Genomic DNA, 21762 nt, shown 5'->3' with positions numbered 1-21762 from the left:
AAACATCATGACAGCGCGAGCTTGATAGTTTAGTTGTTCAATTTAAAGCAAAATTGACAATGTCTCGGTGAATATAGTGGAACACGTAACCTTCACGTTCGAGATGGGAGTGGTGTGCGCTTTGTTGGCCTTCACCGTTTTCCTTTTCGTATCGGAAATTGTCAGAATAGACCTTTCTGCGATACTGGTTTTGGTTCTGGTCGGCCTTCTTAGCTACGCTCCGGGGCTTGAGAACCTTGCCAATGTTTCGCAACTGTTCGACGGATTTGCGTCCAACGCGGTGATATCCATCATCGCGGTTATGATCGTGGGGGCAGGTCTGGATAAAACCGGCATCATGAACAAAGTTGCGGCGGTCATATTGAAATATGGCGGCACCGCCGAGAACCGGGTGCTGCCAATTGTTTCGGGCACGGTCGGCGTTATTTCATCCTTTATGCAGAACGTCGGTGCGGCCGCATTGTTCTTGCCCGTGGTCAGCCGAATTTCCTCTAGGTCCGGAATTCCGCTGTCCCGCTTGCTGATGCCCATGGGGTTTTGCGCCATTTTGGGCGGCACGATGACAATGGTGGGCTCATCACCGCTGATTTTGCTTAACGATCTCGTCATCACTGCAAACAAGGGTCTGCCCGCTGACCAGCAGATTGAGCCATTTGGTCTTTTTTCGGTTACACCAATCGGAGCGGTCCTGATCTTAACTGGGATCGCGTATTTTCTGCTGCTTGGGCGGTGGGTGTTACCGGGCGATACCGGATCTGACAGTACCGGCACAGGGCAGGGTACGCAGGAATATTTGCAACGGGTGTACGGGCTGCAGGCAGATGTTTTCGAGGTGATCGTGCCCGAAGATAGCCCGCTGGTGGGGCGCATTCTGGCTGATATCAACCACGAAGAACACCTATACATAATCTCTACGTTTTATCGTGGCAAAACGTCGATGGTTCAGGTCCTGACCGCCGAGATTGCAGCACCTTGCAGATTGGCCATCATCGGAAACCGCTGGGATGTAGAACAATTTGCACTGAAATTTGGTCTAACGGTTCTGCCGGATTTGGATATCTTCGTTGAAGAATTTGCGCCGACCAATGCCGGCATAGCCGAAGTCGTTGTGACGCCCGATAGCAAACTGATCGGAAAATGCCCGCGCGAGCTTTTGTTTCGCAAGACCTATGGCATGTCGTTGCTTGCGATTCACCGCGGTGAAGAAACGCTTAGCCATGTTGAAACCGACACGCACGAATCCACTCAGATCGGGCTCGAGGAATTTCACGCAGGGGACATGCTTGTTGCACATACAAGGTGGGACAACCTGATGCGCATTAAGCGTGATCCTGATTTTGTCGTCGTGACAACGGATTTCCCGCAGGATGAATTGCGGCCGCAGAAGGTCGGCTGGGCCTTGGCCTTTTTCGCAATTTCCCTGTCGCTGATTTTGTTCACCGATGTTCGTTTGTCGCTGTGCCTGCTGACCGGAGCCGCGGGAATGATGCTCACACGTGTACTGAGTGTGGATGAGGCCTATCGCGCGGTCGGATGGAACACCGTATTCCTGCTGGCCTGTCTCATACCGCTGGGGCAGGCGGTGCAAAACACCGGAACGGCGGCATGGATCGCCCAGCAAATCATGATCATTCTCAACGGCTGGCCGATATGGGCGCTACAGGCTGGTGTCGCGATATTGGCCACAGCCTTTTCGTTGGTCATGTCGAATGTCGGGGCCACTGTCTTGCTTGTGCCGCTTGCCATTTCGATTGCGGTGGCGGCAGGAGGCAACCCAGCTGTCTTTGCACTGACCGTAGCAATCTCGACCTCGAACAGCTTTATTATTCCAACCCATCAGGTCAACGCGCTGATTATGGGCCCTGCAGGTTACAAGGTTATGGATTTTGTGCGCTCGGGTGGGGTTATGACAATTCTGTTCCTGGTTGTTTCCTTGTTGATGCTTAACGTCATCTACTGAACTGCCCGGGCGCGCAGCCCGATCAGAGGTGCTTGTTTCTGAAAAAGGTGCTAGTTGACTAGGTAACTTGTCGGCGGACGTTTCGCTTCAGTCTGCTATTTCTTTCACGACGGAAAAACGAAAAATGTTGAGAAATCATGCTTTTGAATTCTGACTTATCATTATTCAACGCAGCGCTTCTTTTTGATCGCCAGTGTTATTGGGCCAGAATGTCGTTTGTGAATTTCACATCCGCGATTTCACCGTTAAGCGTTGCCATGCTAACCGAATGAACTTGAGCGGCATTGTGGGATTTTCCGTCCGGGCCGGTAAGCCCATATGTCCAAACAGCATCGGCTGCATAGATTGGCTGAAAGCCAAGATCAGCTGCACTGCGCGTGGTCGATTCTACGCAATGATTGGCGGTCGCACCGCACAGGATAACACGCTCGACGCCAGCGTCTTGCAGAATTGCCTGCAATGGTGTTCCCGCAAAACCGCTGCTGCCGGTCTTGACGACGATAGGCTCACCGGTGGCCGGGGCCGCGAACGGTTGAACTGCACAACCTGGGGCGTCGGGGTGAAACGGGTCCTCGGGATCCGTACCATGGTGGTGAATATGAACGACCGTGCTGCCGTCGCCGCGAAACTTGTCCAGCAGCCGGGTAATATTGCTTTCTGCCTCAGGACATGACCGTTCCGTGCCCAAAGCATCCTCGTGCGCCAGGGCCATTTGAACATCAATCACCAAAAGTGCGGTTTTCATTCTTTTCCGTCCTTAGTCCGTGGTTTCAGCCTTGCGGCTGGCCAGTATGTTTTCCACCCGCTTGCCGTATATGCGAATGTTGATCTCATCCCCGATTTCGCGGTCGGGCTGTTCGTCATAAGTCATCGTGGCCGTGATACGGGGGCGGTCACCTTCAACCTTGGTCACACCATGTAACGAGTACCCGCCGCGGAACAACGTCAGCGTTCCTGCCCCGCGCGCGAAGGTCTGGGCATGAGACAAGTCCCCATCCAACAAGCGGTCCACCGCCTCTCGGTCTTCATCCGAGTCTGTCCGGGAATTTGGAATAAAGGTGAACTCGCCACCTTTTTCGGCAGCCTGCAACAACAGCGTGACGGTGCATTCGGTCGTATCATAGTGCCAGGCATGTCCGCTTCCGGGTTGCAGTGCGACGACGTTGAGCGCCTGAAACTCATCCGCGCATCGATACAGTTGGTCTTTCATCTGCACCCGCCGCACAAACTCGGTCAAAATTTCTGACTGGTACAGCTGCTTGAGGCCGGACTCTGCCGGTATTTGATCATCTGCAAGCTGCACGGCGCTATGGATGAATTCTTTTCGGCGTGGATCATCGTCAGGCAGCGAAGGGTCAATCGCCCCCTGATAGATGTTTCGCTTCACGTGCAAAATCTCCGCCGTCGGAAGCAGGGCGTTTGCCTCTGAATTCACCTGTTTCAAAGCCTTAGAATGCAGAAAGCCATCCAGATTGCACCAGCCGTTGGTGTCGATGCTGAGCTGACATTGGGCTAATAATTCTGCACCCGGGCCATTGTCCAGATCGGCAATCGGGTAGCGGTCGAGGTCTACAAAATCCAGAGCGACATCCCGTTTGGATTGGCTGGTGTCAGTCATGATGATCTCCTTCAGGAAAACTCAACCGGTCAGTGCGCTGTCGCACACCCCGATACTATGCAGAGCAGTCTTGATCAGATAAAACGAAACAAAACGGGCCCATGAACAAAAAATTTTTATGGAAAGCTGATGCGCCACAATCTGAACCTCAACTGGTTGCGGAGTTTCGAAGCCGCAGCGCGATTGCTGAGCTTCACATCTGCGAGTCAAGAAATCGGCCTGACACAGACTGCCGTAAGCCAGCATATCAAAGCCCTTGAGGCGCAGCTGGGCGATAAGCTGTTCGTGCGCCGCCCCAAAAGTCTGCAATTGACCGATGTGGGCAAAGCTTACTTACTGCCTGTCCGCGAAGCACTGGGCACGATTGAGATGTCGACGACCGGTCTATTTGGTCCCCACGGGGCAGCAACGATCACTATACGTGCCTCGATGGCCTTCATCATGTGGTTGTCTCCAAGGTTGGATGGCTTTCTGCGCGATCATCCCGACACCAGCGTCAAACTTTTAACCTCGATCTGGAAGGATTCCTCGGAACAACACCCGGTCGATGTTGATATCGTCTTAGCGTCCAAAGACTATGCTGGCCCTAATTTGGAGCCGCTTTCGGACGAGGCGATTGTCCCGATTGTCAGTGCCGTGTCCCATGAAATGATAAAAGGACCCAAGGACTTACTGCAGCACCCCTCAATTCATATCTTGGGTTTTGACGATCATTGGGCGCGCTACCTTTCCGCCTTTTCGCTGGAATCAACGTGCCCTGGCGCGCGGCTGGTGACCGACACCTCAACCGCCGCGATCGAAATGGTTGGTGCTGGTTTGGGGTGTGCCGTGGTCATTGAACGTTTTGCGGCACGGGCGATGGCGGCCGGACAGAACATTCGTATCGCTGGCGAAGCGGTAGCATTGGAGCAATCTCATTACCTCATTAGAACAGATCACCGCGCTGCTGTTCGTCCACAAATCGAAGCGTTCAATTCTTGGCTTCGGCAGCAGTTCTGAGTTCAGCACCCTGATGTTGCCAGATGAGGTGAACTAAGCCACAGCTGACGAAGAATGAGGCCCTGCACTGTTTTTCTTAAGAAACATGGGGAAAACCCCCATGTTAACCCGCGAATCTTCACGTGAACGAATCTTGCGTAGTCAGTGATAGGGTGAGACCATCGCAGTACAGTCCGAGCAAACATGCGATAAAAGGAGTGTTTATGGAACCAGGCAATCTCAGGCTATTGCCAGTTTACAACGGGAATACACTGGCCGACCTGTTTCAGGCTTGTTCAAGCCCTTCTTTATCGTCGGCGATTTGCGGTTTGTGGGGCAATTCTGACTTCAAGCTGGGCAATCACATCATTGATCAGCCTGAACAGAGCTCGATTGTCCATCCACAATGCTTTGGCAAGGCGCTACCCTTTGTCGGATGTCGGTTTTGAGAATGGAAAGCCCAGAGGCTTTCTATATTCCGGGATACGTACACAATTCGCGTAGCCCCCAAAACTCGGATGCAGGATCACAATAATCATGCGTCTTGTGTTTGATCAAATGGCCAGTTCACGATGAGCAAAAATCTCTCTTGCAAAAATCAACCAGAGGCATCCGATGCACAGCGTTCGGCGTCAAATCTGGTCAATGTGATGAACATCGACCGCGATGACGCATTAGGTATACGCGATCAGATACGCGCAGAGTTGGCTTATTTGATTTCAAGCGGCGTACTGCAAAATGGAGCGAAATTGCCCTCCTGCAGAGCACTTGCGCGTGATCTCAAGGTGTCTGTGAACTCGGTGTTGGGTGCATATTCCAGGCTTGTTGACGAAGGTACGATCATTTCGAAGCCAAAATCTGGCTACTATGTCTCTCTCAATCTGAACCGGACGCAGGCCAAGGCAGATCAAGAGATTAACGCGAATTTCCCGAACATCGTCGAAAGAATAACCAGAAGGCGTTTACCATCCAAAGCAGGCTGTATCACGCGGCCTGCGGATTGGCCGGACTATCAGTTCCCGTTCGTGTGCAATCAGGCGGCCTCGAACAGGTTTCCTTTGGCTGAATGGCGTGAATGTTCCCGACTGGCGTTGAACATGCGCGACCTCAGCAATTGGACAGGTGACAACCAGTATCGTGATTCCGACACCTTTGTTGAACAAATCTGTAGCCGGTTGTTGCCGCATAGAGGCATCGTCGCCAAGCCTGAAAACGTGCTGATTACCATGGGTGCGCAGCAGGCCATCTATATAGTGGCGGCTTTGCTGCGTGGCTTTGGCCGCGTCGTTGCAATTGAGGATCCAGGATATGCCGACGCGCGTAACATATTCGAACAGACCTTTGATGAGGTCCGGTTCATCCCCGTCGACAGTGAGGGTCTTGTTGTCGATGAAAGACTGGCCGGATGCGATCTGGTCTATGTGACGCCAAACCGTCAGATGCCAACAGTTCTGTCTATGTCGCAGACCCGAAAACGTCAGCTGCTGGACATGGCAAAGAAGGAAGATTTCCTGATTATCGAAGACGATTATGAAGGTGACATGGACTTTGATGAGAACAGTCTGCTTCCTTTGTATAGTGGGCATTCTCAGGGGCGGGTGATCTATACTGGCAGCCTTTCAAAAAGCTTGGCTCCGGGTCTGCGGCTGGGCTATCTGGTCGCCCAGGAATCTCTGGTGCAAGAAGCGCGCGCCCTACGCGGAATGATGATCCGCCATCCACCTCACGTCATTCAACACACCGCATCTCTGTTCCTGCGTTTTGGTCATCATGAGACGCACCGGGCAAAGATGCACCGGATTTTCAACGAACGCTGGCACGTCGCATCGCAGGTCATCCAAGAGCTGTTTCCCGATTTCGAGTTGCAATACGAATATGGCAGCACGAACTTTTTCTTCCGCAGCTCCCAAGGGCACAGCGCCTATCAAATCGCGGAAGCTGCACGTCAAAGGGGCGTGATTATCGAGCCGTCTAGCGTCTGTTTTTCTGATGAAAAAAAGGGTGAAATAACCTTCAGGCTTGGCATTTCCGCCGTTCCGGCAGGCAATATCGAACAGGGTCTTCGCACCTTGCGCAGCGCCATTGATGCGCTCTAGCTGTGCCCACACTTAAATTCATCTGTGTCTATCCAACAGGCCAACAAACTTACCTTTATTGATGGGCAAGGCCAATCGGGCTGGTCTGATCGAGTCACTTGCCCACGCGAAAGCAAGTTATTTTTTTGTTGATTTACCGCGCCCATAGGTCCGTCAGGTCGAATGTAGCGAGGTGAGAGATGAATATTCTGGGGCACTTTGTATCCAACGAATTCTGGCCAGGTGCGAGCAACAGGATTTCTGAAATTGTAAACCCGGCCACCGGGGCGGTGACCGGAAAGGCAACGCTGGCCTCTGTCGAAGACGTAGACACCATCGTTAGAACAGCGGCTGAGGCGGCGCCGGGCTGGGCTGCAACACCGCCTGCCAAACGCGCGATGGTTATGTTCGAGTTTCGCGATCTTCTCAAAAAACATACCAATGAACTGGCTGAACTGCTGTCGTCAGAACATGGAAAAACTCTGCCGGACGCAAGAGGCGAGATTGCGCGCGGTATCGAGGTTGTCGAATTCGCGTGTGGGATTCCTCAGCTTCTTAAAGGCGAGTATTCAGAGGCCGTTGCAGCAAACGTAGATTGTTTTTCTGTCAGACAGCCTTTGGGCGTTGTTGCAGGTGTAACACCCTTCAATTTTCCCGCCATGGTCCCGCTTTGGATGTATCCGGTGGCCATTGCCTGTGGAAACACCTTCGTGCTGAAGCCTTCCGAAAAAGACCCCTCGGTCGTGATGCGCATCGCGGAATTACTGGCGCAGGCCGGGTTGCCACCGGGCGTTTTCAACGTCGTGAATGGGGATAAAGTGGCCGTGGATGCGCTTTTGGATCATCCATTGGTTGAAGCGGTCAGCTTTGTCGGCTCAACGGCAATTGGGCGTTACATATACTCGCGTGGCTCGGCGAACGGGAAACGCGTGCAGGCGTTGTGCGGCGCAAAAAATCATCTGGTCGTTATGCCGGATGCGGATTTGGAACAGGTTTCGGACGCGCTCATTGGGTCGGCCTATGGCTCTGCGGGTGAGCGATGTATGGCCATTTCCGTTGCCGTACCCGTTGGTGAAGACACAGCAGATCGGCTGATCGACGTACTGGCACCCAGGGTGCGGGCTTTGAAAGTTGCGCCATTTACCGACCCGTCCTCAGAACTTGGTCCCGTGATCAGCAAGCAAAGCTACGACCGCATCTATTCCTATATTGAACAGGGTCTTGAAAAGGGTGCCGAGCTTGTTGTCGACGGGCGCGAAATCTCGTTACAGGGGTACGAAGCCGGCTATTTCATCGGCGGGTGCCTGTTTGACCGAGTGACGCCTGATATGCCCATCTACAAGGATGAAATCTTTGGTCCGGTCCTTTCCGTGGTGCGAGCTGCCAGATACGAAGACGCAGTTGGTCTGATAAACGATCATGAATATGGAAACGGGACGGCGATCTTCACCCGCGACGGTGACGCTGCGCGTGATTTCTGGGCGCGCGTGCGCATAGGTATGGTCGGAGTAAACGTGCCAATCCCGGTTCCGGTCGCTTATCACTCTTTCGGAGGGTGGAAGCGGTCCTTGTTCGGCGACCATCACATCCACGGCATGGAAGGGGTGCGATTCAATACCCGACTCAAAACCATGACAACCAGATGGCCATCCGGAATTCGCACGGGGGCTGAATTCGATATTACCGGCGGAAAAGTTGTCTGAGCCAAGGCTGAGATTGAGCGGCCATTCTTAAAATTCTCGCATCGAGACATTGAGGCGCCACGTCATATTCCGGCGAGGTTCTATTATTTGAAGTTGATCCCAAAGGCCTCGTGAAAACACTAACACGTGCCTACGCAAAATCTGTGTAGCATCCTATTGCTTTTCTGAATCTCATCTTTGGATTGCAACAGGACGACGAAGAACCACCGTCTGGTCGATCCATTGAAGCAATGTGCGTTGGACGGGCGCTAACTGTTACCATCGACATTGAAATTACCCGCTTAATTTCAAGTCGATATCGAATAATATTGTTATTTTACAATGTGATAAGCATTGGATTGATCTGTGCCCATATTTTCATCGATCTGTGCCTTTCGCTTATTGGCCTGCATAATCTTAACTTGACCCGAGGAGGACGATGCAAGCCTTCTGCGAAATGAGGGGTTGCGCCTGCTCGCGTAGGGAACGCATCATATTCCTCTAGGGAAGACAGAGCTGGGTCTGCAAAGTCATTGCAACGCCTTGTTCAAAATAGGCATTTTCACGGGGAGGACAAAGCGTGCTGATGCGAGGACTTGAAGCTCTTACAGGGGCCATATCCGAATTCGCAGGTTGGATCGGATGGTTTCTGATTTTGTACTGCATGGCGTTTGGTGTTTCCGACGTTTTCATGCGTTACCTGCTCAACAACCCATCGCAATGGATCGGCACCACCTTGCAGGCCGCAATGGTGCTTTTGGCATGTGTGGGTGGTATCTATTCGCTGCAGCATGATAGCTTTGTGAAGCTTGATCTTTTCTACGCGAATGCGACAACGCGAAAGAAGGCGATCCTAGATGTGTTGACCGCGCCCATCGCGATCCTCTTTCTGGTGACTCTGATCTGGAAAGGATACGAAGCGGGTTCGCTTTCACTGATGCTCAACCAGTGGACGCCGACATCGGTGCCGATTCCGATCTACCCAATCAAATTTGCAATCCCACTCGCCGGGTTCTTTGTTCTGCTGATCGTCATCAAGAAGCTTCTTGTGGATTTGCAAACAATCTTCGGCGGCGAACCTGATGAGGCGTAAGCCGAAACCTGGCGACGTCCTAATCTGAACAAGATCAAAACGAAAAAAATCATCTCTACAAACAAGGAGGATACAAATGAAACTTGAAAAATCCATAAAGACAGCCTTTTGGGCCGGTGCTCTTGCCACCAGCGCAAGCGTTGCTTTCGCTGCAGACGGCCCGCCGGATGAGGTAACAGAATGGGTTTTCCAGCCGGCATTTGACCAAACTGACGCTGGTTGGGACAACGGCCTGATTCCTTGGGTTGAAGCCGTTGAGGAAGCAACACAAGGTACCGTTAAAATCCGTGTCGAGCCTGCTGGCGCACTGGTAAGCGGCGCCGAGGCCTTCTCTGCGGCCGCAGCCGGTCAAACAGACGGCTATGCCGGCTGGGGATCCGTCTATGGTGGTGACATGCCGGAAGGCATGCTGGCTTTCGGTATGGCAATGGGCGCCAACAACACCGAAGAAGCATGGGAAGTGATGTGGGGAAATCCTGATTATCGCGTCGGCGATATCGTTCAGGAAGCTGCCCACGCGCGTAACCTGCACTGGGCTGGTTGGACCAACCAAGGTCCAAACGCGATGTTCACCAAATTCCGGGTTGAAAAAATGGAAGACCTGGAAGGCCACAAAATGCGCGCAGGTGGTCCTCAGGCGATCTTCCACTCGACCATGGGCGGTGCACCCGTTTCCATGAACGGTGGTGAAATCTATACTGCCATCAAGCTGGGAACGATCGAAGGCACCTACTGGGATACCGGTGGGATCGACGACATGTCTTTCCAGGAAGTGATCGACTACGCGATCATGCCGGGTTGGAACCCCGCACAGCACCAGGAAATCTTCATCAACCTGCAAAGCTGGAATGCCCTGACGGACTGGCAGCGTGAGCAAATCGACGGTATTTTCGAAGAAACCTACTTTGAAACCAGCCGTATGCACGCGGAAGGCGTTGAAGAAGCGCTGCAAATCCTGCGCGATGCCGGTGGCGAAGTGATCATGCTGAGCGACGAAGAAGTGGCAAGAATGCGTGAAAAGTCCATCGCAGAAGTTTGGCCCCAAGTTGCTGCAGCATCTAAAGGAAACGCCAAAGGCGTCGAAATCTACAAAAAGTTCCTCGAAGATAAAGCTGCAGGGAACTAATCCACCGAAAATTCGTCATACGTGACGCACAAAATGACCGCTGGCTTGTTAAACGAGCCAGCGGTGCCCCGGAAAATGCCGCCAACAATACGGCATTTGGAACCGCGCATTAGCCGACGTTCCTAGGCTGCCACGTGCTAAGGAAAGACAAAAAATGAGCCTTGAACTTATCACAGCGCTGTACTTCATAGTGCTTTTCGCCATTCTTTTCATGGGTTTGCCGGTCTCATTTGGCCTTGGCGGTACAGCCGTACTGTTCGCGATGATCATAGAACCGCGAGCGCTCTTGTCGGTGCCAAGTGCCTTTTATTCGACTCCGTGGAGTTCGATTCTGGTGACCGTGCCGCTCTTCCTGTTCATGGGATCCTTGATACGATTTTCCGGAATAGCCGAGGCCGCCTATGACGCTGTCTATAAGCTGATTGGTCATGTTCATGGCGGACTGGCGATGGGAACGGTTCAGGTCTGTACCGTTTTCGCAGCTATCACTGGCATCACGCCACCTGCGACGACAACCATGGGGCAGATCGCATACCCCTCGATGATGCGATACAATTATGACCGTAGGATCGCCATCGGATGTATCGCGGCAGGTGGCGCTCTGGGCGCGCTGATCCCGCCGAGCGTTCCGTTCATCTTCTATGGTCTTTTGGCAAAAGTATCCATCGGTGACCTGTTCATGGCCGGTCTGATGCCGGGTCTGATGCTTGCCATGTTCTATACCATCTACATCGGTGTCCGTTGCCGCATTCAGCCGGAACTTGGGCCCGCTCTGCCGGCAGATCAGAAATTCACGGTGAGTGAAAAACTCACCGCCGTGCTCAGTATCTGGCCCTTTGCCCTTTTGATCGTGATCGTTTTGGGCGTTATCTGGGGCGGCATCGCAACGCCTGCCGAGGCTGCTGCGTTTGGTGCTGCGGGCGCATTCGTCATCAACTTCATCTATGGCAAACTGACCAAGGAAGTTCTGGTTGAATCGCTGGTGTCGACAGTAAAGCTCAGCGGTATGGGCCTGTGGATCTTGATTGGCGCAACTGTCTATCTCAACGTGTTCAATACCTTAGGCAGCCAGGACCTTCTGACCAATCTGGTTCTATCTATGCCAGGCGGAAGCACAGGCATCCTGTTGATGATGATGCTGATCATCTTGATCCTGGGTATGGTCATGGATGACTGGGCCATCATTCTGCTTTGCACCCCACTGTTCATCCCGATCATTGATGAACTAGGGATCGACAAACTGTGGTTCGGCGCTTTGTTCATCGTAAACATTCAGATCGCCTATCTGACCCCTCCATTCGGCTTCGTTCTGTTCTGGATCAAGGGCGTTTTGCCCAAGGACGTGAGTATGGGCGATGTTTACAACTCGGTTGGACCCTTTGTTGTACTTCAATTCGTTGGTCTCACGTTGATTTTCATCTTCCCGGAAATCGCCACCTGGCTGCCCAACGCGCTGAAATAGAGGATATCAGATGTTCAAACATATACTTGTCCCCGTAGCTCCCGGACATGAGAAAGAGTATTCGGCATCCATAGAAGCAGCTAAAAAACTGTTGGCGGACGGTGGTCGGATTTCGGTCTTGTCCATTATGGAAGAGCTGCCATCCTACATGGCGTCATATTTTCCGAAGGATCAGCTTAAGAAAGCAATTGAGGAGCTTGCGGATACTTTGACGGCAGAGCTGGGATCGGACGTGATCGATGTTCATGTTGTGTCAGGACATTCGACCAATGCAATCCTCAGTTGGCAGGAAAAGCACAAGGCGGATTGTGTCGTCGTGTCCTCACACCGGCCCGGTCTTTCTGACCTACTACTGGGATCTACGGCCGCCAGGGTTGTACGGCATTCCAATTGCAGCGTGGTGGTCCTTAGATAAGGTCAAGCAAAATCAATTGGTTGCAAAAGATGGGGTTTCCGGTTCCTCTTGGGGAGGGGCCGGAAACTTTTTTCATTCAAAGTACTGTATTGAAAAATGTAAAACTCTCAGGCGCTTGGTTTCATTTTATTGAAAGCCAACAGTTCTTGTCGGATCGCTTAATTACTGAGAATGCGCATGCTACAGATTCAGTTACTTAGGTTTTCGAGTCTTTGAGATCCGGAAACGGGCCAAAATTTCCAAAACTTAAGAACGCGACTTTCGGTTGACAGGTAGGGAATGCTTGGAAAGAGACCAAGAGAGCTTCCTTTGTGGCGCTCACGGCACGGAGATTTCTGCGGATCTACGTTTTCGTGTATTCTGCGCAGCGAATAGACCGATCATTGATCCAAGCTGAAGACTAAAGTTTCAGGAGCGCACAGATCGCGCCTATGCACGCCATGCTGAAAGGCAGGCCCTGATCCCCCGGTTTTCAATCAACCAAAGCAGCCTCATCTGACTGGTTTAAGTTGATTGTTAGTACATGATTGAACTTGGCTCTATCGGTATGATTGCTTCTGGCACGGGTGGGCTAAGTTTTCATAGAAAGAAACCCAATGACCTAGCCCAAAGGAAATGAAGTGGGGCGAGCAGGGTAACTCCAATCGGGAAGTAAGCTAGCAGCAGGCGAACCGCCTGCGCTGACGAAATTCGACCGATTGACATTGTCAGTAGCAAAGGCGGAACCAGGTATGGAAACGGCACGAGAATCCATGTTGGAACTTGCGCCGTTAAGACCCACTCAACTGGCCAGCCAGTGGTTTCTGCCAATTGTCCTGCCAGTGGCGTCATTACACCTGGCGCAGTCGGAACCGTCGTACACACCGCCACCAGTGATCCGATGGCGGCCAGAGAGGCAAATATTGCCGTATTGCTGGAAAGGTTTGCTTCATGAACATGGTCACCAGATACACTCCGGCCCAGGCATTTATTCCGGAGTGAAAAACCACAGCTCCGAAGCCAATGACCCCGGACACAAAGAAGATTGGCGCAATGTTTACTTTCTGAGGAAGATCGCTGAAGGGGATGACACCGACTACAGGTAATGCACAGATCAGAGCGGCCCCAAGTGCGATCCACGCAGGTGCGATTCCATGCCAGCTGTCTGTAACCCAAAGTAAAATGGTAACTCCGAGTATGCCGGATATGGCGACCGGGCCGAACGCGACATCCGCCATCTGGGGCATCAATTTGCCGAAATCGTTTGCCATCCAAGCCTGGCCGCCTCGCTCAGTCGCAACCTGTGCCTGAAAAAATTGGCCGAACGGGCTGTCCAGATCATCGGCTCAGAGGCGGACTGGGATCAGATGGCGGGGAATGCTGGCATAGAGTTGCCGGACCACACTGCCATGAAGGTGGGTTCTTCACTGATTGCCTTGCAGATCGTTTCCCGCGGCCAAGGCGCGGCGACTATCTCGGAGGATTTTTTGCGCAGCTACATCAAATAAGGACTGCTGGTCTCTCAACTCGATGATCGGCTGCCTACGCCCGCAGTGTTTTTTGGTCGTTCAGGTCACCTCGGAAAAACGAAACGAGGTGAACCAGTTCTGCAGGTGGCTTCAAGACTACTATAAAGCAGCGCAAAGTTTAGGACTGAGGCTAACAGTTGGAGCGTAACGCCGCCGCATGGCGTCCAAGAGGTGCAACTACTCGGCTAATGAATTGCTACAGTCTGTGTGAATCATAACTTTTCTACTGCGCGGAAGCGAACTATCCGGCGCTCATGCAGCTGTTTTCACAACGCAAGCACTTAAAGCGAGAAAATTGCCAATATGCTATCAGTTCATCGCGACCAGCAGGGGCGTTCACACCTTCACACCCGTAAACGCTCAATACGAGAATTTTCCGGGGGCAAAAAATATTGCCTTGAATAGCCGCTAAATCGTCACTGGACCCGTTGTTCCTCTGACGATGCACTCCAATTCGCAGCAGACTCTGAATGGCTCCGGATCGTCTGAGGTAATGTAGTCGGTGAACTTTTCCCCCGCCAGCGTTCCGATGGTTTCTGCCGGAATACGAATGGTCGTTAGACCCGGCTCGACGTCTGACGACCCTTTGAAATCGCCGATGCCGATAATCGACAGGTCTTCGGGAACGGTCAGGCCCAGACTCTGCGCGGCAAACAAGGCACCCTGTGCAATAACATCGTTTCCGCACAACAATGCCGTAGGGCGCGGATGTTCCGTCAAAAGGGAAATGGCAGCCTGCTTTGCCTGCGAGACACTGTAGGGCGCTTCGGAAACTCGCTTGTCCGGAAGGCAAATATCCCTTTCCGCGAGCGTATCATGTACGGCTGTGAACCGGTGCTGCGCTCGATCATTGCCATTGGTTTTGGGAAAAATCAGTCCGATGTCCCGATGCCCCAAGGCCAGAAGATGCTCGGTCGCAAGTCGCCCGGCCAGAAGATTGTCTGCCCCGACACAGGGCAAGTCTGAATCTTCGGAGTAGTTCCATATCGCCAGCCCCGGAATTTTCTGCTGTTCGATCAGGCGGGCGGTTGCCTCGGCGTGTTCCAACCCGACAAGCGCAACCCCGTCCACACGATGCTCGAGCAACTTGCGAACCATCGCGTATTCCCGGTCAAGATCGTATCCGTGCGACGCCAGCAACAGGCTGAAGCCGGCCTTGTCGATCGAATCCGAGAATGCCTGAATGACCTCAGCAAAAATGGCATGGTTGATTGTGGGCACAACTAGGCCGATGGTCCCGGACCGTTTGCCATGCATCGTCTGTGCAGCACGGTTGCGGATATACCCCAGTCTCTGAACCGCTCGGTTGATCTTTTTGCGAGTCGCTGGGTTCACCAAATTCGGGTGATTAAAGGTACGTGACACCGTGGACGGAGAGACTTTTGCAGCCTTTGCAACTGCCACAATATCCACCTTACCCTTTTGAAAAATTGACATAATTTTCTTCCACTTGGTCGATTTTATGAAAACATTTGCAAAACTATTTTCATTGCCTAACCTGATTTGTCAACAAAAGTAAAAACATGAACCGACGGGTTGGGAGGCCCTGAATGGAATTCGTTTATTACTTCGGAGACGTGTTTACCCCGCTGTCATTCATGCTGCTGCTCGGCGGTACAATTGGGGGCCTGATTCTGGGTGCCACGCCCGGGCTTTCACCGACCATGGCTGTCGCGCTGTTGATCCCGTTTACCTTCCAGCTTGAGGCGGCGCAGGGTCTGATCTTGCTGGGAGCCGCCTATACATCGACCGTGGCCGGAGGGGCAGTCAGCGCAATTCTCCTCAAGATCCCCGGCGCGCCTGCCAATATCGCCACAACACTGGACGGGCATACGATGGCCAAACAAGGCCAAGGTGCGCGCGCTTTGCAGCTTTCGTTTCTGGCTTCGGCGGTGGGGGGAATATTCGGGGTTCTGCTTTTGATCTTCCTAACCCCCGTTTTGGCCAAATGGGCTCTGGCGTTCGGTCCTTCGCATTTATTTTGGTTGGCCATTCTGGGCGTGACGGTGATCGGGACCCTGGACTCCGCGTCGGTGGTAAAGGGGCTACTGTCAGGCTGCATCGGCTTGTGGCTGGCCACTATCGGCTTTGATGACATCATGGGGGCGCAGCGTTTCATCTTTCACCCCGCTTTGGGTGGTGGAATCAACATCATTGCCGCGCTGATCGGCCTGTTTGCAATCCCACAGGTGCTGACGATGTTCGCCAAGGGGCGCCATAACGCAGGGGCCGAGGTCATTGAAGTGCAGCGCCATTCGATCGTCGCGGCATTCCGAGAGTTGTTCAGCCGCACCCGTGCGCTGGGTATCGGAACGATGACAGGCTCAATCATCGGCCTAATCCCGGGTGTCGGCGGACAAATAGCGGGTCTTGTTGCCTATGATCAGACCAAAAAGTTCTCGGCTGAAAAAGACAAGTTCGGCACGGGTCATTCCGAAGGAGTGATCGCTGCGGAATCCGCCAACAATGCCATGGTCGGCCCATCTCTGGTACCTTTGCTGACGCTGTCCATTCCCGGCAGCCCCACCGCCGCTGTTCTGTTGGGCGGCTTGCTGATTCACGGTATTTTCCCTGGCTCAGACCTGTTCGACAATCACCCCGATGTCGCCTGGACCTTCATCAACTCGATGCTGATCGGGCAGATACTGATGTGCATCTTTGGCCTTTATGTCGCAGGGCTAGCAGCCCGCGTGGCGCAGGTGCCGCAATCGGTCATGGCCGCCATCGTGCTGGCGCTGTCGGTCTTTGGGGCCTATTCGGTGCAGGGATCGATGGGCGACGTCTATGTCATGGCCTGTCTTGGCATCGGCATGTTCTTTCTGGAACGTTTCGGATTCTCTGCCGCACCCCTGGTGCTGGGGCTGATCCTTGGACCCATCGCCGAGGCCAACTTCATTCAGGGCGGAATGATCGCCGACGCCACCGTTGGCAAGGCTTCGTATTTCCTGACCGGCGGTTTGAACCTGTTGCTGATCGTCATTGTGCTGGCCTCGATCGCCTATTCGGTCTGGATGGAGCTGCGCAGCCGTCGCTACACCACCAAAGAGGAGGCGCAGGCATGAACCGCTCGCAGCATGTACTCGGATCAGGTTTGGTGTTTGCGGTTGGACTATGGGTCGCCTGGGTCAGCTATACCCAGCAACCGGCCGAAGCCTTTCTGTTCCCGCGCCTTATCGCGTCTGTTTTCGTGGTTCTGGCCGGCTGGACATTTGGCAAAGCCCTGATGGGCTTGTCCAAGGTCGGAAACGGCGTGACGCGCGCCATGTTCATCAACATGCTGCCCGGCCTGATCATCACGCTGATCTACGTGTTCTGGGCGGCAAAAACGCTTGGGTTCTACACTGCTACGACCATCGCCTTTTTTGTCCTGCTGTCGATCTACGATCCCGCGCCTCATGCCGAAGCAAAAAGCTGGATCAAACGCGGGGTCATCACAGTGGTGTTTGTGACGGTGATGTACGGGCTCTTCGCCATGCTTCTGAACGTCTACACCCCAAGGGAAATTCTGTTCTGACCGCAGCAATTTGCGGGTGAACCAAATCAGGGAGGAAACGCAAAATGAAACGATTGATCGCAGGGGCCGCACTGGTTCTGGCTGGCCTGACAGGCCAGGCAATGGCCGAGAAATACCCGGAACGACCACTGATGATGATGGTCAGCTATGGGGCCGGAGGTGCAACCGACTTTCAGGCGCGGATCGTCACCATGACGGCCGGGAACGAGGATGCGCTGGGAATGCCCATTGCCATCATCAACAAACCCGGCGCAGGTGGTCGCGTTGGCTGGAACTGGTTTGCCACGCAGGCCGACCCGGACGGTTATACTTTGGCCGCCTACAACGTTCCCCACTTCATCGCCCAATCGATCAAGGGCGGCGTCGAATACTCGACCGACAGCTTTGAGCCCATCGCCAATTGGGGGGCCGATCCTGCTGTGTTCGTGGTTGGTGCGGACAGTGAATTTAATTCAATGCAGGATGTTGTCGCCTTTGCGAAGGAAAACCCCGGCAAACTGACCGTTTCGGGTGCAGGATTGTTTGTAGGCCACCACATTGCTGCACTGCAACTCGACAAGGCCGCCGGGACCAAAATGGCCTATATCCCGACCAAAGGTGGCGGGGCCGCAGCAATGAAAGCGGTGATCGCGGGCGAAGTCATGGGCGGCATCAACAACCTGTCTGACGCGTTCCGCGCCCAAGAGGCGGGTAACGTCAAAATCCTGGGCGTCGCCGATCTGGAACGCAACGCCTTCCTGCCGGATGTTCCGACGATGATGGAACAGGGGCTCGAGGTCGACAATTCGTCGGTCAACTTCCGGGGTGTGATGGTGCCCAAAGGAACTCCGCCGGAGGTGATCGAGAAACTGGCCGCCACCGTGCCCGAGATGTTCGCCAATTCCCGCGTCGCCAAAAAGATGGAGGCAGGCGGTTCGCCAATGCACATCATGACACGGGACGAAGTGATCGAAATGTGGGCTCAACGCCAACAGACACTGAACGAATTGCTGGCCGGCCTCTGATCCGGCGATCATAGCGGGGCGGAACGGGTCCGCCCCGAACAACCATTCGAGGACCAAGATGAACGCTCAGGACGGGATTTCCCCCGAAATTGCTGAAATAGATCGTATTGTCGCACGCGCGCGAAAAGCTCAGGCGGCTTTTGAAGCCGGTGCTAGCCAGTCGCTTTACGACAAAGCGGCACTGGCGGCGGGCTGGGCCATCATGGAACCGACGCGCAATCGGGCGCTTGCCGAGGTAGCCGTCGAAACCACCGGACTGGGCAATGTGCCCGACAAGATCACAAAGAACCACCGCAAGACACTTGGCCTGTTGCGGGATATCGCGAGCGTTAAAACCCAGGGCATTATCAGCGACGATCCGGCCACCGGAATTACCGAGATTGCCCGGCCGATCGGGGTCATTGGCGCGGTCGTCCCTTCGACCAACCCTGCCGCCACGCCCGCGAACAACATCATCAATGCGCTCAAGGGTGGCAATTCCATCGTGGTGGCACCGTCGCCCAAGGGTGTGGCTTCTTGTGAGCTGCTAGTGGGTTACATCCACGCTGAGTTTGACAAACTGGGGCTGGATTGTGATCTGGTCCAGATGATCGCAGCGCCCGGGTCAAAGGCGAAAACCCAGCGGTTGATGGAGACCGTTGATCGGGTGATCTGCACTGGCAGTCAAAACAACGTCCAGCGCGCGCAGTCCTGCGGCACGCCTGCGGTGGCGGTTGGCGCTGGCAACGTAACTGTGATTGTCGACGAAACCGCCGACCTGCAAGATGCCGCAGCCAAGATCGCGGCGTCTAAATGTTTCGACAATGCAACGTCCTGCTCTTCCGAGAATGCTTTGGTCGTGGTGGATGCGGTTTATGACGCATTCGTCGCCGCGATGGCGACCGAAGGCGGCGTTCTGGTACCGTCTTCGGAAACAGACGGTATCATCGCGCGGCTCTGGCCTGACGGTCACCTCAACCGGTCCGTTATCGCGCAGGACGCCGACAAGATGCTAGACGCCTTGGGGATGGCAGGCAAAGTCCCTGAAGGAACCAAGTTTCTTGCGGTTGAGACCGACGGTATCGGCGCGGATCATCCATTGTCTGGCGAAAAACTCAGTCGGGTTCTGGCACTCTATCACGCGGCGGATTTCGACGACGCTAGGGAAATTGCAACCCGAATTCTGGCGCATCAAGGGGCGGGGCATTCGGTTGGCATTCATACGAATGACGATGCGCGTGCCATCGGTATGGGGCGTGATCTGCCCACCTGCCGGGTGATCGTTAATCAAGCACATACCTTTGCCACTGGCGGCAGCTTTACCAACGGGATGCCTTTTTCGCTGTCGATGGGCTGCGGCAGCTGGGGCGAGAACTCAATCGACACCAATTTGCACTGGCGTCACTTCGTCCAGACCACGAAAATTGTGCGTGAAACGCCGCCGCGCGAACCCGGGCTTGATGAGATTTTCGGGGCCTACTGGTCGGAGGTCGGACAATGACCAACCCGCCCGAAGGCACCATCCGTGATTGGCTGGACTACCGTGCGATCCAAGGTGGGACCGGCTTCGTCTTCCCGGACGGCACGGCGGACCTGACTTGGAGCGAGTTGCGCGAAACCGCGCGTCGTGTTGCCGTCATGTTGACCGATCTGGGCGTGGAAAAAGGCGAAAGTGTCGCCATCCTCTACCCAAATTGTCGCGAAGCGTTGGAGGTTCTGTTCGGTGTTCTCTATGGCGGATTTCGGGCAACGATGATCAACCTCGTCGCCGGAGACAGCGCCGTTACCTATGCTCTGGAGCACAGCGATGCACGTTATGGGTTCGTGCATTCCGACCAAACGGACCTGTTTGCCCGAACAGCCGATCCGGCAGCGATTACAGCGCTGCATGTATCGGACGCCAAAGACACCGGCAGCAACCTGCATGGCATCTCATCAAGCAGTCATGCGCTGTTGATGTACACTTCGGGGACGACCGGGCGTCCTAAGGGGGTAGTTCACACTCACGCCAGCTTGTTGGCGGGCGGTTGGACAACTGCGGTCGCGCACCAATTGACTGACGCTGACCGCGGGTTTTGCGTCTTACCGATCTACCACATAAACGGGCTGTGCGTGACGGTGATGGGAACATTGGTATCGGGTGGTTCGCTGGCCATGTGCGAAAAGTTTTCGGCCAGCAGATTCTGGGACAATCTTGGCAAGGTCGGCGCAACTTGGTTCTCGGTGGTACCAACCATCATTTCTCATCTGCTGCACTCGGACACCAGTCCGGATGCCAATACCCGACAGCGCGTACGCTTCGGACGATCCGCATCTTCAGCATTGGCGCCGGACGTTCAGCGCAGTTTTGAAAACCGCTTCGAAATTCCGATCATAGAAACGATGGGCCTGACTGAGACGGCGGCGCAGATTCTGTCGAACCCGCTGCCTCCGGGTGTTCGTAAGATCGGGTCGCCCGGGGTTGCCTTTGGAAACGAAGCGGCAATCCTGGACGCCAGTCTTCAACCTGTGCCGCGCGGAACCGAAGGCGAATTGGTCATTCGTGGTCCCAATGTGATGCTGGAATACCTCAAGGACCCCCGCGCGACGTCGGGAACGTTTACGGTTGATGGCTGGTTGCGCACCGGCGACCTCGCGCGCATGGACAAGGACGGATATGTTTTTGTGACAGGACGCTTGAAAGAGTTGATCATCAAAGGCGGTGAGAACATCGCGCCGCGTGAGATCGATGAAGCGCTTTATTCCCACCCAGACGTTGTCGAAGCGGCAGCTTTCGCACGCCCCTGCGCCAGCTATGGTGAAACCGTAGAAGCCGCTGTTGCAATTCGCGAGGGGTCTCAAGTGACCTCTATGGATCTATCGAAAATTTGCGAAGCGCAGGTCGGCCGGTTCAAATCGCCCGATCGCGTTCATTTTCTGCTGGAACTGCCAAAAGGGCCATCTGGGAAAATCCAACGAAACCGTATACTTGAGATCGTTAACGAGAGAGCTGGTGACCCAACTACCTGAACATCCGCGACATCGTTAATTAGATTACCAGTGTTCGCGCTGGCGAAGCCGCGCTGCAGCACCAACAGAGTTGTCACTTGACGACATTGAACCTCAGTCCCAGCTTGTAATCAGTGACTTCGTTTCGATTGGCTGATACCGAAGATGGCAACTCATATTATTTTTCGCGTAAGAATGTGTGAATTGTTTCTGTGGCTTCGAAAGGGGACCTGATCCAGAAACTTCTCAAGGGCATCGAAACCGGTGATGCGGCAGCTGCGGCTGTCGCAAACGAGGTACGCAACATGACCCGAGGCTGCAGCCGACAAGTCGCTGTAGAAGCATTCAAAAAGCGCAAAA

The 21762-nt window shown here is 54.0% G+C and carries 17 protein-coding genes; 13 read left to right on the top strand and 4 right to left on the bottom strand.

The window, feature by feature from the left end:
* Window positions 1-76 precede the first annotated feature (76 nt).
* Entirely contained in the window at window positions 77-1960 is a 1884-nt protein-coding gene (locus ACR0B0_RS14335) for an SLC13 family permease (protein WP_437436691.1), read from the top strand.
* 196 nt (window positions 1961-2156) lie between these two features.
* Here the strand turns inward: ACR0B0_RS14335 and ACR0B0_RS14330 are convergent, their stop codons facing one another.
* Together ACR0B0_RS14330 and ACR0B0_RS14325 are read right to left on the bottom strand one after the other, a co-directional pair.
* Window positions 2157-2705 (bottom strand): isochorismatase family protein, encoded by a 549-nt coding sequence (locus ACR0B0_RS14330; protein ID WP_480648340.1) that lies wholly within the window; start codon window positions 2703-2705, stop codon window positions 2157-2159.
* Window positions 2706-2717: 12 nt separating this feature from the next.
* Window positions 2718-3578, bottom strand: a complete 861-nt coding sequence (locus tag ACR0B0_RS14325; RefSeq protein WP_480648338.1) for a HalD/BesD family halogenase — start codon at window positions 3576-3578, stop codon at window positions 2718-2720.
* A 129-nt stretch (window positions 3579-3707) separates the two neighbouring features.
* Between ACR0B0_RS14325 and ACR0B0_RS14320 the strand changes: the two genes are divergently transcribed.
* The 7 genes from ACR0B0_RS14320 to ACR0B0_RS14290 all read left to right on the top strand — a co-directional run bounded on the left by ACR0B0_RS14320 (window position 3708) and on the right by ACR0B0_RS14290 (window position 12409).
* A complete protein-coding gene (locus ACR0B0_RS14320; RefSeq protein ID WP_480648336.1) occupies window positions 3708-4577 on the top strand; it encodes a LysR family transcriptional regulator in 870 nt (289 codons plus the stop codon).
* 629 nt (window positions 4578-5206) lie between these two features.
* Window positions 5207-6652, top strand: coding sequence for a MocR-like pyridoxine biosynthesis transcription factor PdxR (gene pdxR, locus ACR0B0_RS14315; RefSeq protein WP_170351233.1), 1446 nt, complete (start codon window positions 5207-5209; stop codon window positions 6650-6652).
* A 179-nt stretch (window positions 6653-6831) separates the two neighbouring features.
* Window positions 6832-8334 carry a CoA-acylating methylmalonate-semialdehyde dehydrogenase gene (locus ACR0B0_RS14310; RefSeq protein ID WP_480648334.1) on the top strand — a complete coding sequence of 501 codons (1503 nt, stop codon included), beginning with the start codon at window positions 6832-6834 and terminating at the stop codon, window positions 8332-8334.
* A 565-nt stretch (window positions 8335-8899) separates the two neighbouring features.
* Window positions 8900-9406, top strand: a complete 507-nt coding sequence (locus ACR0B0_RS14305) for a TRAP transporter small permease subunit (RefSeq protein WP_170351235.1) — start codon at window positions 8900-8902, stop codon at window positions 9404-9406.
* Window positions 9407-9482: 76 nt separating this feature from the next.
* Window positions 9483-10532 (top strand): TRAP transporter substrate-binding protein, encoded by a 1050-nt coding sequence (locus ACR0B0_RS14300; protein ID WP_170351236.1) that lies wholly within the window; start codon window positions 9483-9485, stop codon window positions 10530-10532.
* 154 nt (window positions 10533-10686) lie between these two features.
* Entirely contained in the window at window positions 10687-11994 is a 1308-nt protein-coding gene (locus ACR0B0_RS14295) for a TRAP transporter large permease (protein WP_170351237.1), read from the top strand.
* 10 nt (window positions 11995-12004) lie between these two features.
* Window positions 12005-12409, top strand: coding sequence for a universal stress protein (locus ACR0B0_RS14290; RefSeq protein ID WP_170351238.1), 405 nt, complete (start codon window positions 12005-12007; stop codon window positions 12407-12409).
* Window positions 12410-13239: 830 nt separating this feature from the next.
* Here the strand turns inward: ACR0B0_RS14290 and ACR0B0_RS14285 are convergent.
* Together ACR0B0_RS14285 and ACR0B0_RS14280 are read right to left on the bottom strand one after the other, a co-directional pair.
* Entirely contained in the window at window positions 13240-13659 is a 420-nt protein-coding gene (locus ACR0B0_RS14285) for a hypothetical protein (RefSeq protein ID WP_170351239.1), read from the bottom strand.
* A 666-nt stretch (window positions 13660-14325) separates the two neighbouring features.
* Window positions 14326-15354 carry a LacI family DNA-binding transcriptional regulator gene (locus tag ACR0B0_RS14280; RefSeq protein ID WP_480648332.1) on the bottom strand — a complete coding sequence of 343 codons (1029 nt, stop codon included), beginning with the start codon at window positions 15352-15354 and terminating at the stop codon, window positions 14326-14328.
* A 113-nt stretch (window positions 15355-15467) separates the two neighbouring features.
* On the opposite strand from ACR0B0_RS14280, the gene ACR0B0_RS14275 reads away from it, so the two are divergent.
* The 5 genes from ACR0B0_RS14275 to ACR0B0_RS14255 are packed head-to-tail and all read left to right on the top strand — an operon-like array spanning window position 15468 to window position 21423.
* Window positions 15468-16979 carry a tripartite tricarboxylate transporter permease gene (locus tag ACR0B0_RS14275; RefSeq protein ID WP_480648330.1) on the top strand — a complete coding sequence of 504 codons (1512 nt, stop codon included), beginning with the start codon at window positions 15468-15470 and terminating at the stop codon, window positions 16977-16979.
* Complete coding sequence (locus ACR0B0_RS14270) at window positions 16976-17431, top strand: tripartite tricarboxylate transporter TctB family protein (RefSeq protein ID WP_480648328.1); 456 nt, start codon at window positions 16976-16978, stop codon at window positions 17429-17431. Before ACR0B0_RS14275 ends, ACR0B0_RS14270 begins: the two co-directional genes overlap by 4 nt.
* 44 nt (window positions 17432-17475) lie before the next feature.
* Window positions 17476-18435 carry a Bug family tripartite tricarboxylate transporter substrate binding protein gene (locus tag ACR0B0_RS14265; RefSeq protein ID WP_480648326.1) on the top strand — a complete coding sequence of 320 codons (960 nt, stop codon included), beginning with the start codon at window positions 17476-17478 and terminating at the stop codon, window positions 18433-18435.
* A 58-nt stretch (window positions 18436-18493) separates the two neighbouring features.
* Window positions 18494-19915 (top strand): acylating sulfoacetaldehyde dehydrogenase, encoded by a 1422-nt coding sequence (gene sauS / locus ACR0B0_RS14260; RefSeq protein ID WP_170351244.1) that lies wholly within the window; start codon window positions 18494-18496, stop codon window positions 19913-19915.
* Window positions 19912-21423, top strand: a complete 1512-nt coding sequence (locus ACR0B0_RS14255; RefSeq protein ID WP_480648324.1) for an AMP-binding protein — start codon at window positions 19912-19914, stop codon at window positions 21421-21423. Before sauS ends, ACR0B0_RS14255 begins: the two co-directional genes overlap by 4 nt.
* The last annotated feature ends 339 nt before the right edge of the window (window positions 21424-21762 follow it).

It is taken from the genome of Ruegeria sp. BA12, assembly GCF_056539625.1.
Note: the sequence above shows the minus strand (reverse complement) of the source record. Positions and strands in the feature narration are given on the sequence as shown.